At 60.6% G+C, this 15336-nt stretch carries 14 protein-coding genes and 1 pseudogene; 11 read left to right on the forward strand and 4 right to left on the reverse strand.

The genetic code is table 11. The features are described from left to right. The first annotated feature begins 94 nt into the window (after nt 1–94). The 5 genes from M1D43_RS29985 to M1D43_RS30005 all read left to right on the forward strand — a co-directional run bounded on the left by M1D43_RS29985 (nt 95) and on the right by M1D43_RS30005 (nt 6231). Nucleotides 95–1618, forward strand: coding sequence for an ABC transporter substrate-binding protein (locus M1D43_RS29985; RefSeq protein ID WP_088195800.1), 1524 nt, complete (start codon nt 95–97; stop codon nt 1616–1618). 68 nt (nt 1619–1686) lie between these two features. Further along, entirely contained in the window at nt 1687–2358 is a 672-nt protein-coding gene (locus M1D43_RS29990; RefSeq protein WP_088195801.1) for a dimethylsulfonioproprionate lyase family protein, read from the forward strand. Beyond that, the gene (locus M1D43_RS29995; protein WP_088195802.1) at nt 2355–3308 is read left to right on the forward strand and encodes an ABC transporter permease; all 954 of its coding nucleotides are present in this window, start codon (nt 2355–2357) and stop codon (nt 3306–3308) included. The genes M1D43_RS29990 and M1D43_RS29995 overlap by 4 nt, the downstream gene beginning before the upstream one ends. Further along, nucleotides 3305–4192, forward strand: coding sequence for an ABC transporter permease (locus M1D43_RS30000; RefSeq protein ID WP_088195803.1), 888 nt, complete (start codon nt 3305–3307; stop codon nt 4190–4192). The genes M1D43_RS29995 and M1D43_RS30000 overlap by 4 nt, the downstream gene beginning before the upstream one ends. A 2-nt stretch (nt 4193–4194) precedes the next feature. Then, nucleotides 4195–6231 carry an ABC transporter ATP-binding protein gene (locus M1D43_RS30005; protein ID WP_498814606.1) on the forward strand — a complete coding sequence of 679 codons (2037 nt, stop codon included), beginning with the start codon at nt 4195–4197 and terminating at the stop codon, nt 6229–6231. Between the two features lie 298 nt (nt 6232–6529). Here the strand turns inward: M1D43_RS30005 and M1D43_RS30010 are convergent, their stop codons facing one another. After that, nucleotides 6530–6805, reverse strand: a complete 276-nt coding sequence (locus M1D43_RS30010; protein WP_153314766.1) for a hypothetical protein — start codon at nt 6803–6805, stop codon at nt 6530–6532. Between the two features lie 55 nt (nt 6806–6860). Here M1D43_RS30010 and M1D43_RS30015 point away from each other — a divergent pair, with 55 nt between their 5' ends. After that, a complete protein-coding gene (locus M1D43_RS30015) occupies nt 6861–8000 on the forward strand; it encodes a M14 family metallopeptidase (protein WP_088195805.1) in 1140 nt (379 codons plus the stop codon). A gap of 243 nt (nt 8001–8243) precedes the next feature. Here M1D43_RS30015 and M1D43_RS30020 read toward each other — a convergent pair. From M1D43_RS30020 to M1D43_RS30030, 3 genes and pseudogenes are all read right to left on the reverse strand, one after another. Then, a pseudogene (locus M1D43_RS30020) lies at nt 8244–8414 on the reverse strand (aldose epimerase family protein); the annotation flags it as partial. Nucleotides 8415–8856: 442 nt separating this feature from the next. Continuing rightward, nucleotides 8857–9459 carry a type II toxin-antitoxin system VapC family toxin gene (locus M1D43_RS30025; RefSeq protein WP_088195806.1) on the reverse strand — a complete coding sequence of 201 codons (603 nt, stop codon included), beginning with the start codon at nt 9457–9459 and terminating at the stop codon, nt 8857–8859. After that, on the reverse strand, nt 9449–9745 hold the full coding sequence (locus tag M1D43_RS30030) for a hypothetical protein (protein ID WP_015241953.1): 297 nt from the start codon (nt 9743–9745) through the stop codon (nt 9449–9451). Before M1D43_RS30030 ends, M1D43_RS30025 begins: the two co-directional genes overlap by 11 nt. A gap of 1055 nt (nt 9746–10800) precedes the next feature. On the opposite strand from M1D43_RS30030, the gene M1D43_RS30035 reads away from it, so the two are divergent. The 5 genes from M1D43_RS30035 (at nt 10801) to M1D43_RS30055 (ending at nt 15222) form a co-directional block, all read left to right on the forward strand. Continuing rightward, nucleotides 10801–11856: an aldo/keto reductase gene (locus M1D43_RS30035; RefSeq protein WP_498814609.1), complete on the forward strand. Its 1056-nt coding sequence runs from the start codon at nt 10801–10803 to the stop codon at nt 11854–11856. After that, nucleotides 11826–12539 (forward strand): formylglycine-generating enzyme family protein, encoded by a 714-nt coding sequence (locus M1D43_RS30040; RefSeq protein WP_088195807.1) that lies wholly within the window; start codon nt 11826–11828, stop codon nt 12537–12539. The genes M1D43_RS30035 and M1D43_RS30040 overlap by 31 nt, the downstream gene beginning before the upstream one ends. A 144-nt stretch (nt 12540–12683) precedes the next feature. Continuing rightward, nucleotides 12684–13565, forward strand: a complete 882-nt coding sequence (locus tag M1D43_RS30045; protein WP_088202520.1) for a helix-turn-helix domain-containing protein — start codon at nt 12684–12686, stop codon at nt 13563–13565. Nucleotides 13566–13691: 126 nt separating this feature from the next. Continuing rightward, nucleotides 13692–14432: an SDR family oxidoreductase gene (locus tag M1D43_RS30050; RefSeq protein ID WP_088202519.1), complete on the forward strand. Its 741-nt coding sequence runs from the start codon at nt 13692–13694 to the stop codon at nt 14430–14432. Nucleotides 14433–14934: 502 nt separating this feature from the next. After that, complete coding sequence (locus M1D43_RS30055) at nt 14935–15222, forward strand: response regulator (protein ID WP_234827270.1); 288 nt, start codon at nt 14935–14937, stop codon at nt 15220–15222. Nucleotides 15223–15336: the final 114 nt, after the last annotated feature.

The raw sequence follows: 15336 nt of genomic DNA on the forward strand, positions 1-15336 counted from the left end.
AATTTTACTCATGTAGACGTAAATTCTAATCGTTTGCAAGGCGCCGACCGCGTTTTCATACTCGTGAGATAATCCAAGAACATGGGGAACCAAAATGAAGAGCCACCCTCTGAAATGCACCGTTTTCGCCGTGGCAATGGCGGGCTGTTCGCTTCCCGCAACCGCGTTTGCACAACAGAGCTGCGTACGCGTGCTCGGCTATGAATCCGACGGCGAGAAGCAGACCATGGACCCGGCCGGCCTCATTGGCACCGACAGCGTCTACCATATCCGGGCGGTCTACGAACCGCTTGTCGATCGCAGCAATACGATGCAGCCCGTGCCGGCACTCGCCGAGTCCTGGGAATCGAATGCTGACGCGACGGAATGGACCTTTCACCTGAGGAAGGGCGTGAAGTTCCACGACGGCTCCATTTTCGACGCTAAGGATGTCGTCTATTCCTATCGCCGCCTGCTCGACCCCGCAGTCTCGCCGGGCGGCTTCTCCACGCTTGCCTTCCTCGATGCCGATGGCATCACCGCCATTGACGACCATACGGTGCGCTTCAAAGTGAAGGAACCTGTCGTCGAGCTGCCGATGCTGATCGCCACCAAATATGCGCTGATGGTTCCGGAGGGCGCCAAGTCCGCAGACCTGCGCGTCAAGGGCAACGGTACCGGCCCCTTCATGCAGGAGACCTTCACCATCAACGGCGCGGTGCGCGTAATGCGGCGCAATCCCGACTATTGGCGTGCCGGCCTCCCAAAAGCCGAGTGCCTGGAGATCACCACCAGCCTGGAGCCGACTTCCCGTCTTTCCGCGCTGCTGTCCGGAACGGTCGACCTGTCGCTAACAGTCGATCCGGCGAGCCTCATCACGCTGAAGGACAATCCCGCCGTCGAGCTCGCTGCCACGCCGGGCGCGACGTCGCTCTATATAGCCGTATGGACGGACACGCAGCCCTTCGACGACGTCAAGGTTCGCGAGGCGATGAAGCTGGTGATGGACCGGCAGAAGATCCTCGACACGGTGCTGCTCGGCTATGGCGAGGTTGGCGCCGACACGCCGATCCCGCCCTCCTCGCCGTTCGGCCTCGGCACGCCGGCGAAGACCGCGGATATCGAGAAAGCGACGGCGCTGCTCGCGGAGGCGGGCCATCCGGATGGCATCGACTTCGATCTCTACACCTCGGATTCCTATCCTGGTATGATGTTGCTTGCCCAGGTCTATGCGCAGATGGCCGCTCCCGCTGGCATCCGCGTCAATGTCATCACCTCGCCAGCGGAAGGCTACTGGGACACGATCTGGCTGAAAAAGCCGGCCGTCATCTCCTACACCAGCGCCCGTCCACCGGCGGAGGCGCTGACGCTGTCGCTCAACAGCAAGTCCGAATGGAACGAAACCCATTGGAAGCGTGATGATTTCGATGCTCTTGTCGTCAAGGCCGGGCAGACAGCGGATGAGAAGCAGCGCAACGATCTTTATCGGGACGCTCAGCGCATGGTCGCCGATGAGGGCGGTATGATCCTACCGGTCTTCAGCTCCGTCGTGGCGGGCCTGCGCAAGGGGTGCTCGGGCTACGAACCCAATGTCGACGTGAACCGCATCGACTATGCCGAACTGACCTGCGCCGACTAGGCGCTGCCATCCACCATTCCGAGACAACCGCGTCCACGGGCATGCACCCCGTGGAAGAGGATAGCTGCATGACGGTTTCTGCCCTGACCACCTTTCTCGACTCTTTTGCCGATGCACTCGATCGCGATGCGCGAACCGTGTCGCGATCACATGCCGCCCGGCTGCGCCGGCTTGCAGACCACCTGCCGCCGATGAGCGCCGTGCCGCAGAGCCGCGTGCCCATCCAGGCGACGTGTGAGGCCGAGCTTGCCGCCCGTGAGACGCAGTCAGTGATCGCCCGAGCGCTTGCCACTCTCCTGCCCTTCGTTCACGTCACCCGCAGCAAGAGCTATCTTGCCAATCCGCCGAGCAGCGATTTCGGCGAGAACTACGGCTATGGGGTCATCTGCGGCCCGAATAGCGGCCCGCCAGCCCTGATCAAAGACCCGGAAATCGCCTTCGGGTTGATGTTGCTGGGGCCGAAGACCCACTATCCGCTCCACCACCACCCGGCCGACGAACTTTACTACACCGTTACCGGCCCCTCCTTCTGGCGAGCGGGCGAGGCGGACTGGACCCGGCGCGGCATCGATGAGATCATTCACCATCCGCCCTGGCTGCCTCATGCGACGCTCTCAGCGGAGGGCCCCTTGGTACTTCTTTACATCTGGGAGGGCGACCTCGAAACCGATGCCGCCTTTATTCCTGACACCGTGACGGCGGACGCCGCCCTTTCTTCCACGGGATTGGATGCGACATGAGCGTGCTACGTCTGCTTGCGAGCCGGATCCTGTTTTCGGCCCTGACGCTACTTCTCGTCTCGGTCCTGATCTTCCTGATTCTCGAGGCGCTTCCTGGCGACGTCGCCACCCGCATTCTCGGCCGCGATGCGACCGTCAAGGCGTTGGAGTTGCTGCGCAGTCAGCTCGATCTCGATCAGCCCGCTCTCGTCCGGTATTTTCAGTGGCTCGGCGATTTCCTGCGCGGTGATCTCGGCGTTTCGATCGCAACCGGCCGGCCGATCACCGATGTTCTTGGGCCCCGCATCGTCAACACGCTGCTCCTTTCCCTCTTCGCCTTTACCATCTATCTCGTGCTGGCGCTCGTTCCGGCGATCATCCAGGCGACGAACCGCGGCAAAGCCGTAGACAACATCATCTCGGTCATCACGCTCGTCTTGCTGTCGCTGCCTGATTTCCTGCTCGCGACGATCCTGCTCTTCCTTTTCGCCGTCGCGGTGCCGATCCTGCCTGCGCTCGCGACGATCTCGGAGGCGAGCACCTGGCAGGAGACGCTGCGTGCCATGGTGCTGCCGGCCGTAACGCTCGCCATCATGATGGCCGTCTATGCCATTCGCGTGCTGCGCGACAGCCTCATCGAGGTGCTGCGCTCGGACTATGTGCGCCTCGCCGAGCTAAAGGGCCTGCGCCCTACCGCTGTGCTGTTTCGCCATGCCCTGCCGAACGCCATCGTGCCCGCGCTCAACGTCACGGCGTTGAACCTCGGCTTCTTGATCGGCGGCGTCGTCATCGTCGAGCGGGTGTTCTCCTATCCTGGCTTCGGAACGCTGCTGATCGATGCGCTGCAACTGCGCGACATTCCGCTGATCAAGGCAACCGTGATGATCAGCGCCGTTGTCTATGTTGCAGCCAATCTCGTAGCCGACGTCCTAGCCGTGCTGCTTCAACCGCGCTTGAGGACAAGCCGATGAGCGTTATCACAACAATCCCCGCCCGAAGGTTCTCCCGGTTCAATGCCGAGCGCTGGCGGGCGACCCCCGGTCCCTTCAAGGTCGGCGCGGTCATCCTCGTCGCCCATGCGCTCTTCGCCATCCTCGGAGTCTTTTGGACCCCTTACGGCTTTGCCGAAATGGGAGCGGGCCTGCCGCTCTCCGGCGCATCCTGGCAACATCCGATGGGTCTCGACCAGATCGGTCGCGACGTCTTCAGCCGCTTCATGCATGGCGCACATATCGTGCTCATGCTCTCCTTTGCCGGCACGATGCTGGGCATGGTGGCCGGCACTACGCTCGGCCTTCTCTCCGGCTATATCGGCGGCTGGTTCGACGAGGTCACCCAGCGCATCGTCGAGGCGATGATCAGCATTCCATTTCTGGCCCTCGCTCTGGTCATGATCATCGCCGCCGGTCCGGCGCTTGCCGGAGAACCCGTGCTCATCGTCTTCGTCGTCGGCCTCGTCTATGCCCCGCGCATTGCCCGAATTGCCCGGGCCGCCGCCATGGACATCGCCACCCGTGAGTACGTCGCCGTGGCGGAACTGCGCGGTGAGGGTACCTGGTCGATCGTTTTCCGCGAGATCCTTCCCAACGCCGCCAATGTGCTGCTCGTCGAGTTCTCGCTGCGGCTTAGCTATGCGCCGATCCTGATCGGCGCTCTCGGCTTCCTCGGTTTCGGCATCCGTCCGCCGACGCCGGAATGGGGTCTGATGATCAGCGAGAACCGCAACCTGCTGATAGCCTCACCCGTAACGGTCTTCGGGCCCGGCCTCGGCCTTGCTTCCCTCGTCATTGGTTTCAACCTGTTCACCGACGGCCTGTCGCGCATGCTCGGCCAGCGGCCGGTCGCGGGAGCGTGAATATGAAAAACCTCATCGAAGTACGCAATCTCAACATCGCTTATGGCGGGCCGTCCGGCTGGACCAACGTCGTGCAGGACGTCTCCTTCGAAATCGCCCCCGGCGAAGCCTTCGGCCTGGTCGGCGAATCCGGCTGCGGCAAATCCACTGTCGCCTACCGCCTGCTCGGCTACGGCACCATCAACAGTCTTGTGCAAACCGGCGAAGTGCTCTTCGATGGAACCGATCTCCTGAAGCTTGACGCCGCCTCACTGATGCGTCTGCGTGGCAATCGGATCGCGTTCGTGCCGCAAAACCCGACGACCTCGCTCAGCCCGGGCATGCGGGTCGGCTCGCAGATTTGCGAGATGATCGCAACACACAAGGCCCTGCCGGACGGCATGACGATGGAGCGCCGCATAGTCGAGCTCTTCACCCTGGTCGGCCTGCCGGATGTCGGTCACCGCTATCCGCACGAGCTGTCCGGCGGACAGCAGCAGCGCGTGACGATCGCCATGGCGGTCGCCTGCAATCCGGATCTGCTGGTGCTTGATGAGCCGACCACCGGACTCGACGTCACCACGCAGCGCCAGATCATCCAGCTCCTCGCGGATCTCAGAAGCCGTATCGGCATGGCGATGCTCTACGTGACACACGACCTTGCGCTGCTCGCCCAGATCGCCGACCGTGTCGGCGTCATGTATGCTGGCCAACTCGTCGAAGTTGCGCCTTGCGATAAGCTCCTGTCGGCGCCGGCCCATCCATATTCTCGTGGGCTGATCGCTTCGATCCCAACCAACGACGGCACCGACAGGCAGGCGCGCGGTCTTCGCGGCATGCTCCGCCGGGATGAGATGTCCACCGGCTGCGAGTTTGAACCGCGCTGCGGTTTCGCCACCGCCGCCTGCCGTGCCACACCACAACTGCTCGAGCTGATTGAAGACGCACGATCCGTTGCCTGCATGCGATGGCGGGAGGCAACCGCGCCGCTGGCGCCGAGCGTGACGGCGAAGGCTGTCGCAAGGACCGCTGTTAGGTCGGAAAGCTTGCTCTCGGTTACCGAGCTAAGCCTCTCCTACCAGCAGCCGGGCCTCTTCAATAGGCTTCTGGGCCGAACGAGCCCTGCCGTCGTGCGCGAGATCAATCTGAACCTGGCTGCCGGGGAAGTGGTCGCGCTCGTCGGCGAATCCGGCAGCGGCAAGTCGACGATTGCCCGGGCGATCAGCGGTCGCCTCCCGCCCCGCGCCGGCATCATCCGCCTCGACGGCACCGCCCTTGCGCCCTCGCTGAAAGACCGCTCGGTCGAAGAGTTGCGGCAGATCCAATACATCTTCCAGAACCCGGACGCCTCCCTGAACCCTCGCAGGCGCATCCGCTCGATTCTGGAGCGCCCGCTCGAGCATTTCGGCATCGACGCCGATGAAAACAGGCTTGAAACGGTGCTGGAGAATGTTGGCCTCCATGTCGGCTATCTCGACCGCTTCCCCGAGCAGCTTTCTGGCGGCGAGCGCCAGCGCATCGCCATCGCCCGTGCACTTCTGGTCAATCCGAAGCTGCTCATCTGTGACGAGATCCTCTCCGCGCTCGACGTTTCGGTACAGGCACGGATCGTCGAGCTCCTGCGTTCGCTCAAAGAGACGCAGGCCGTCGCCATGCTCTTCATCTCGCATGACCTCGCCGTCGTGCGGCAGCTCGCCGATCGGGTGGCCGTGCTCTATCGGGGCGAACTCATGCAACTGGCAGACACAGACATGCTGCTCGGCGCGCCACTCCATCCGTATACGGAAATGCTACTCAAAGCCGCCCCTGGCCTCAAAAAGGACCACTACGTCTCACGCCCGCCCGCGGTTCAGGGGTCGAGGGCCGTACCGGGCGTCGGCTGTCCCCTCGCCGGCCGCTGTCCGCGCCAGATCGGCAACACCTGCGTCGAGAACCGGCCACCTGTCCAGGTCACGCCTGCCGGCATCATCCGCTGCCATATACCGTCCGAAGCACTGGTACGCCACTCCTCCCCGGCCCGCCACAACGGCCAGTCGGAGCATATGACATCGATGCCCTGATCTCGCACGATAAGGCGCAAGCCAGCCGGCGTTCTGCATTCTGCCTTGCGCCGATCGCCAGCAGATAGCATCGCCAATTCCTGTTGATACATTATGCGATCTTCGGAGCGCAGAACGTGAAACACCTTCGCAATGAACCGCGCACAACGCTCGTCAGGAACGGCTGCCCTCGGCCGTTCGAGACTTTCATCCTGGTCCACCGAGCAGCGGCTTTCGAGTGTCTTACCGCCGTTCATCCAAGTGCCGTCCGGGCGGCGGCGTTGCCGTATAGTTCGGGGGGAGCTAAAATCGCGGCAGGCTACTTGAAACCCGAGGAGCACCTGATATGCCGGAGCGCGCGAGGGTCCGCTGGCTGGTTCGCCTCACTCCAGTCGCGGGCCGCACAGTTAACGATCTCCTGAAGGTTCCATTGAGCCTTGATGTGTGGGAACGGGAAGCTGACGCCGTCGTGGCGGCTGCCTCCGAGCGGACGATTGTCGAGCTCGAGCGCCGACGAATAGCTGGCGTAGAGCGCCTCCGCCCGATCGCCGCCCTGGAAAGTGACGCACCCAACTCCGATCGCTCCGATGAGCAACCGGAAGGTTCCTGATCGAGCTAAGCTAGCCTTATCAAAACGAAGGAATGGTCGTATGAGCCTCATCGCCAAGGTCACGTCTTCGGGACCGCAGAAGCCACTTGGGGACGTTCTTCGGGTGCCGCTGGGCATCGACGTCTGGGAGGTCAAGCCGGATCACCTGATCCTTCGTGGAACCGAGGCTCAGTTGGACCGCCTGTCCCGCATGGGCTACCTGGTTGAGCAGCTCGAAGATGTAGCGCGGCACCTGTCCACCTTCGCCGCAACCGAGGCGGCGGAGCAGTATCATTCGGCAGCCAGTCTGGAGGAGGAACTGCGACAGCTCGCCGAAGCGAAGCCGGACATCACCCAGCTGATCGAGATGGGTCGAAGCATCGAGGGCCGACCTATCTTCGCCTTGCGGATCGGGGACCGTCGCGGTGGTGTTCCCAAAATTCTCTTCATGGGCTGCCATCACGCGCGCGAGTGGATCGCTGTGGAAGTGCCCTTCCTGCTCGCCAAGGAACTCGTGGAGCGGGCTGACGAGGCGCCGATCGCAGGCTGGCTTACGAGCGGAGAAGTCTGGGTCGCCCCGATGGTCAACCCGGACGGCCACGAATACAGTCGGGCGCAAGAGCGGCTTTGGCGCAAGAATCGCCGGCGTAACGACGACGGCTCGTTCGGCGTCGACCCGAACCGCAACTATGGCTACATGTGGGGCATTCTCGACGTCCCTACCTCCAGCCAAGTGCCGAGCGACGAGACCTACGTCGGCCCGCGCGCTTTCTCCGAGCCGGAGACGCAAGCGGTCCGCGATCTTGTAGGCTGCGAACGCTTCGCCGGCGTGATCACCTATCACAGCTACTCTCAGCTCATACTCTACCCCTGGGGTTACACGGACAAGCCCATACCGGACGTTCAACATCGGGAGCAGATGGCGGGGATGGCACAGGAGATGCAAACCCTGATCCAGGGCGTGCATGGAAAGATCTATGTCCCGCAGCAGTCTTCCGCGCTCTACCCAACCGCGGGCGACACAACGGATTGGACCTACGGCACCTACGGCATTCCGTCCTTCACGGTCGAACTTAGGCCCCGCACCTTCCAGGAAGGCGGTTTCATCCTGCCTCCGGACCATATCCTGCCGACCTGGGAAGAGAACCGTCCGGCTGCATTCCGGTTTGTCGAACAGCTGCTGGCGGTATCCGTGGCATAGGGAGCGGAGAGCGGAGGACGACCGGTCCATCAACCTTCGGTACCGCCTCACAAGCAGCGTTCGATCGTATTGTGGTGCAGGTCAGAGCGCCAGCACAAAGCTAAGGCTACGGACGGATGCCTTACATTCCACTTGACGACGCCCAGAATTCCAGCTTTGCCTCGATCGAAACGCTCGTCATCCATGATCTCCGATTTGTAATCCCATCCGTTCAGCGACTAGGAAGGGACGCACCTCCATCAGCTAAGACGCATAGGTGGAGAACTTGTGTATCGTAGTCGACTTCAGCGTTTCGCCTGGTTTCAGCACCGTCGTCGGAATGGACGGTTTGTTCGGCGAATCCGGGAAGTGCTGCGTCTCAAGGCAGAAGCCGTCGGTCTGGCGGTAGTACTGACCGGCCGCGCCGACGAGCGTCGAAGGCGTCGTCTCCTAGGGTACCCAATACAAGTGAAAACTTCATGCCTTGTTCCATACAACAGACGCACCAACCTCGGCGCTGGCTTTGATCCATCGGAAAAATCTGAAGGCGCGGCTTGAATGCCACTTGGAGGTTCTTGGCGGGCAGGTTTGTACTACACTATATCTCCCTTAATCGTCGGTTCCGCCTACTTTGGGTCCTCGCTACCGCCAGCTTTGCCATCAATTCGCGGAGTGTAATCGAGACATGGAACCTGAAACGACGGAGAGGTGGAATCCCATTCTAGCCGGCGAGTCGTGCTTGATAGATCGGGGGCACTGACGACAAAGCGCTCGTCGTAACGGGCATAAAGCGTATCAAAAAAGCCGCCCAGCCTTAGTGGACTGTCCGAAAGAGGGAAACTACTTAGGAGGCTACTACGCTCCGCACCGTGCATTTCTACCAGCCCGAAGCCAATCGCCTCGACGCTGCCGGAGATCGATATAGAATGATGCGCCCCGTTGGAACGAGTTGGGAAAGATAGTCGAAGTCCCGGATGTTTCCGGTAAGCACACTCGCTCCCAATTGCCGCGCCTGCAGGAAAACCAGAGCGTCGTTGACGAACCTGCGCTCGTGGCCTTCACCCTTTGGCAAGTTGCTTAACCGAAAGAGCAAGCCGGCCAGAACGCCTGCTTGACCCCAGATGGCCACGTCCGGCGTATGAAGTCTGTGCTCCGGTATGTCGTCTAGTGTCGCCTCGATCGTTTCCAAGACCGTCTTGGTAGAGGCGTGTTTCGGATTCAGCCGGCCAAATGCGTGGGTCAGCTCAGAGAGACACACAGCCGAATGGTGACATAGCCGATACGTCAGAAGCGTATCCACCGCTCCCGGCGATCGCCCCTGCAGCACGTCCAGATAGACGGTGGTGTCCAGGAATAATGGGCCACCGATGGTTGGCTCGTCATCGACCCAAGGCAGATCGTCGTCGACTCGCCGCTCAAGCGTTCCCTGGCGTTTCTGAGGTTTGAGTGAACGGAGGGTTTCTGCGAGATCAAATCCCAAGGTCGATATCCGACGGAATGCTGCCTTTGCGCCTAACGAGTCGGACGCCAAAGTCGTCCTCCAGCGCCAACCGCGACAGCGCCAGTTCCAACAACTCGGTGTCCGAAGTAACGTGGGCTCGCTTTTTCGCTGCGTCGATCAGCTCGGAGGGCACACGCCCGGACAACCGCGTATTTTTCGCCGTGCCGAGAAGGCCAATAGCCCTCGCTTGCTCGAGCACGAGCTTGTTTCGGGTCAGCGCGACCTTTGCTTCGTTGTCTGCAGCAGAACGGATTTGGGCACTCATGCTAGCCTCCTATGTTGAACATATTATATGTAGTGTTCAACATGAAAACAAGGCGCATCGACACGAATTTCGGATTCGGGTGACTAGATCCCGCGCTGCTCTCTCAACGAGGTCACTGTTTTCGTAGTCTTCGAAGAGGCGTGCCCCCGTCGAAGGCCATCCGCAAGGTCCAGCTCGAGAACAGGCGAGAGCCTCCCCTCTAATGGATCGTCGGAGGGGGCTCCTCCAAGATGTTCCGCCTAATGGCATCCAGCAGGTTGAGTAGACCCACGACCTCGTCGGCCTCTTCAGGGCTGAGCTGCGAGGAGAGCTTGTCGGGACCAATGACGGCTGGCTCCCCCGTGAAGACGTCGAAGACCGTCCAGGTCCCATCTTGCTCACGCTTCACACTATATCTTTGATTGTGCATGGGAGTTTTCCGTGTCGATGGTCGGGAACGCACGGGACTCCGCTCCGTTCCCCGAGGTGGCCATAAAAGGTCGCCTGAGGGGGCGTTCGATAGCGTACAAGGGTCTCTGAAAAGCCATTACGACCTCCCTAATTTTTTGGAATCGCTGTGCCAGCTACGACCACGCCGATGTTTCAGCGCAGCTACAGACCAGACGGCATTGCCGTTATGCGGGACGTGTTGAAGGATTGGTGCACCTGCACGAGACCCGAACAGCGCTGGGGGAGCCGCGGCGGCGTTGACGTTATTTGACTGATGCAAGATCGATCGCTGACATATCAACAATTCGGGGACATAGGAGTCTGGCACTTTCCCGAACTGACCGGAATGTTGGAACAAATTTCTGAGACCCCCAACCGTCAGCAGGAGGCCGAAACCAAAGTAGGCCAACTCTGCATGAGTTTCATTTGGACGCCCCATCGCCTGCAAAAGAAAAGGAGGCCGCTCGGCTTAGGACCGTGCAACACCAGCCGCGCGATGATCACAAAGCTGAAGCTGACCTAGATGGCTGCGAAAAATGGGTCAGGATCGAGCAAATGATCAGGATCCGGCGCGCGCCGCGCCAGCCCGCCACCTAGTCTGCCTCTATCACAATAGGGACTGGGACATGACTTTAGGACAACATACGAAGCGTCGGACATTCCTGACCGGCTCGGCAGCTGTCGCTGCGACATCGATTTTGGGTGCAGCTCTTCCGGTTCGCGCGGCCGGCGCACAACAGGCCAGCCGCACGCCGATCAGACGCCCAATCCCGAAATCGGGCGAGATGATCCCGGCCATAGGCCTCGGCACCTTCGAGACTTTCGATATCCTACCCGGCGAGCCCCGAGATGACCTTCGTGATGTCATCCGATTGTTCCACGAGAATGGTGGGCGGGTCATCGATACTTCCCCGCTTTACGGGACGGCCGAGGTTTGTGTCGGTGATTTTATCATGGACCTCGGTATCGCTGACGACATCTTCATCACCAACAAAACATGGACGACAGGCGACTATCTTTCGGACAATAGCCATTCGGAGCGACAACTGAGGCAATCGCGCGAAAGGCTCTGGCGGGAGCGGATCGACGTTCTGCAAGTTCACAGCCTCGAGAACCACGATCAGGTGCGCGACTGGCTGGCCCACAAGAAAGCCGAGGGCTCCATCCGCTACATCGGGATCACGCAATGGAGTCCTGAATATTACGACACGATGGAGCGCCTCGTGAACACAGGCACGCTGGATTTCGTGCAGATCGCCTATACGATCGTGACACGGGCCGCCGAACAGCGGCTGCTCGATGCATGTTCTGCGAACGGCGTCGCGGTCCAGGTCAACACTCCCTTTGAGAAGGCAAGGCTGTTCACGCCTGTGGCCGGGCAGCCGGTTCCGGATTTCGCAAGAGAACTGGGTATCGAGACCTGGGCCCAATATTTCCTGAAATGGATTATCTCCCATCCGGCGGTGACCAACGTCATCCCTGCGACCAGTCAGCCGGAGCATGTCGTCGATAACATGGGTGCGCTTTACGGCGACCTTCCCGATCAGGCGATGCGCAAACGGATGACGGATCACTACACCGGGCTGACAGGCGTCGCGGACGCGCTTAAACAACCTCCCTATCCCGGCAAGCAATATGGAGGCGTCGTCAAGTGGCCTTTCCCGCAACCCAAGCGTACCTGACATCGGTAGTATTCCTCGTCGCCCCCCCTTCCGCCCTTGGCGCCAGCGACCGGATCGCCATCGGAGATTTTGCCATAGACCGGAACGAGGTCACCATCGGTGACTTCGCTGCCTTCGCCGAAGCAACGAAGCTGAAGACGGCCGCCGAACAGGAAGGCGGGGGCCGTGAATGGGGAAGCGGCTGGGAACGCCGCCCCGGCTGGACGTTTCGCACCCCCTATGGTGAACCACCACTAGACACGCTCGAACCTGCCGTGCACGTCAGCTGGCACGAGGCAAGAGGCTACTGCGCTTGGGTCGGCGGGCGCCTGCCTACGCGCGAGGAATGGCGGCTGGCAGCCTACCGGGAACATGGCGGCGGGTCGGCAGCAGGCTTCGTCACGGGTACGACATATCGGTATCCGACCGGCGCTACGCCTGAAGGGGCAAATACCAGCGATGATGACGCCTGGGCGAGGCATGCGCCACGAGGAGCCACCCGGCAGGGCGTGAATGGCCTCCACGACATGGGTGGCAATGTTTGGGAATGGCTCGCGGACCGGGAAGGCGGCGACGCGCTGACCGCCGGGGGCTCGTGGTGGTATGGCCCGGACAAGATGCGGGAAGAGTCCATGCAGTGGAAGCCCGCCGACTTCTACGTCGCCTATGTCGGATTCCGCTGTGCCTATGACCTTAAATCCTAACTGCTGCAAGAATGCTCACGGACTATTGAACGGTCCGTGGAAAAACCCCCGATATTTCTGATGCGTGTACCTCTAACCAGCCATACGCTCGGCATCCTGCCCGCTGGATACATCATAGCGGGAGGCTAGCCGAGTGGTGTACCAATGCAACAGACGATGAAAACCGAAGACTGGCAACTGACGCAACCGCCCCAGGACCATCTTAAAGCCGAATGGTCCGGTGGCCGGTTTGAGACCGCCCGGAGAGGTCGTACGGGAGAGGTCGAAGGGAAGATCGAGCCGCACTTCCACCTCATTATGGTGACCCTAAACGGCGGCGCCGCCTATCATGCCTTTCGGACGGACGACGGATATCGGTATGAGGGGCGCGACGCCAAGGGAATGGTTTCCTTTTTGCCTGCCGGTTGTCGGCGCGAGCTCATTCTCCGCGACGTCGCCTGGGAATGGGGGGCAATCGCCATCGATCCAGCCATTTCGAGCCCGAGGCTGGCGAACATCAAGTCTTTCTTGGTCTGCCGCGACGACTTCATCTATGGCATGACCGCGCAGATGGGTGGTGTCTTCCATCGCGACGGCAGTCTGGATGCTACCTACGGCTCGACAATGGCGCTCGCCCTTTCCGAATACCTCTCCAACAGAATTGCAGGGCAGCGGCAGCCAGACGCCTCGGCTAGGTACACGCTGACGCGACGGCAACTCAACGACACCTATGAGAGGATCGACGCCATGCTGGCGGCGCCTATCGCCATCGCCGACTTATCGATCCCACTTGGTATTTCAGAGGGTCATTTTTTCCGGGCGTTTCGTGGAGCAACGGGCGAGACGCCACTGCAGGCAATTTCAAACCGGCGGATGGACCACGCGGCCCGCCTCTTGAGCGAAACGGATTTACAGATCATCGAGGTGGCGGCGCACTGCGGGATAGAGAGCCCGAGCCATTTCGCGCGCCTTTTTCGCACCCGCAAAGGCCATTCCCCCTCGGAATGGCGAAAGCGATCTGATGCTGGCTTCCTCCGAGATCGGTAGTCGGCCAGGTTTCCAGGCGCGACGCACAGAAGCGGCATGCAAGAGGCTTGGGGCGCGATATCACAGTAGTCGCGTCTGCGATGTTCTCGAAAACCACACAGCGCCCGTGTCACTGAAAGGAAGTCCATGACCAGGTTTACTGGGAAAAATGTTCTAATCACAGGCGGCACGAGCGGCATCGGACTCGCTGGCGGACGTCGCATCGTCGCAGAGGGCGGAATGGTTATTCTGACCGGGATGAACGAAGACAGACTGGAGGCGACTCGCAAAGAGTTTGGCGACAAAGCAGTAGTTGTGAGAAACGATGCTGCTGATCCTGCGGCGTCTGCAGATCTTTCCGAGATTGTGAAATCTGCTGGAGGAATAGATGGACTTTGGCTCAATGCGGCATTCGCGGCACTGGGCCCGCCAGAAGAAATTCATGCTTGGGACTTCGACCGGATGATGGCTACGAACGTGCGTGGTCCTATGCTTCAGTTGGCGAAGCTCTCACCACTACTAAGGCCAGGCACCTCCATCGTTCTCACCTCGTCCAGTTCGACCTATGAAGGTGCGTCAGCTACCAGCCTGTATGCGGCGACCAAAGGCGCTGTCGTCGCGATGTCCCGTTCTTGGGCTTCAGCAATGGCTCCGCGCGGCATTCGCGTGAACGTTTTGGTTCCCGGTCCGATCGAAAGCAACCTCCGAAGCTTCTTGCCAGACGAAGCTCGCCACGGATTCGAACGCTTCGTATTAAATCAAGTGCCGCTAGGACGAGTCGGAACGGCCGATGAAGCAGCGGCGGTGGCATTGTTTCTTCTCTCTGACGATTCTTCCTACGTCACGGGCAGCCAATATGCCGTCGATGGCGGGCTGATCATGCACTGATAAGCGACAATCATAATGTGCCGACGGTTTCGCTTGCTTTTTCGACAGGCGGCCATGTCTTTCAGGATCTTGACCGCTGGTGTGGAGAAGATGCATTCATGCGAAGGGCGAGGCCCGATTAGCCGATTTTCGCGAGATTGAGCGCCGGAAGCGGCCCGCCCGGAAGCTTGCGCGTCCAGCATGGCGTAACAGCGTTCTTCGGCCTCGGAAACCGTTACGTTGGGCCAGGCGCCTGCCGCATGCAGTGGCCGGGTCGGCCTGCTGCCCTGCTCTGGGCGCAATGCTGCGATGCAATATTGTCCCTATTAATTCAGGGGGAGTGATTTATTCTCCTCCTTGTCGAAGCGCTGTACCTCCTCCCACGGCGCCAGACGCGATCGGTTCACTCCTCCTCCCAGGACCGATCTAGTTCAGAGACCCCGATGCACTCCTCCCGCATCGGGGTCTTTCTATATCAGGATGTGCCACGGCAATCTCAGCCCGCTCCGCGAAATGCCATGGAGTGAAGAAAGCCATTGAGCACTTGAAAGCCGCAGAGTCCTCCATTGCCGGAATAGTCACGGACATCCGCTTCGCTGAGTTCCCGAGTGGCTGGGATGTCGCCCGCATCGCAAGGGAGGTCGGCCCAGAGATGCCAGTCGTCTACATCAGCGGTGACGGTGCTCCCGATTGGGCCTCTCAAGGCGTTCCTAGAAGTATGATCGAAAAGCCTTTCGTCATATCACAATTGATCGTTGCAATTTCGCAGTTGCTTAATGATAGGACAGCAGGAGCCGCAGCTTTGGAATGACTTGGGGAACGACTTAGGGGCAAGGCTCTCGCCGTCGCCTAGCGCGTCCTTGCCACGAGGTGGACTGCTGCTTTTTCCACGCACGATCTTGCAGGTGGACCGGGTTAAGCGCCA

This window comes from Ensifer sp. R1-3, assembly GCF_056739175.1.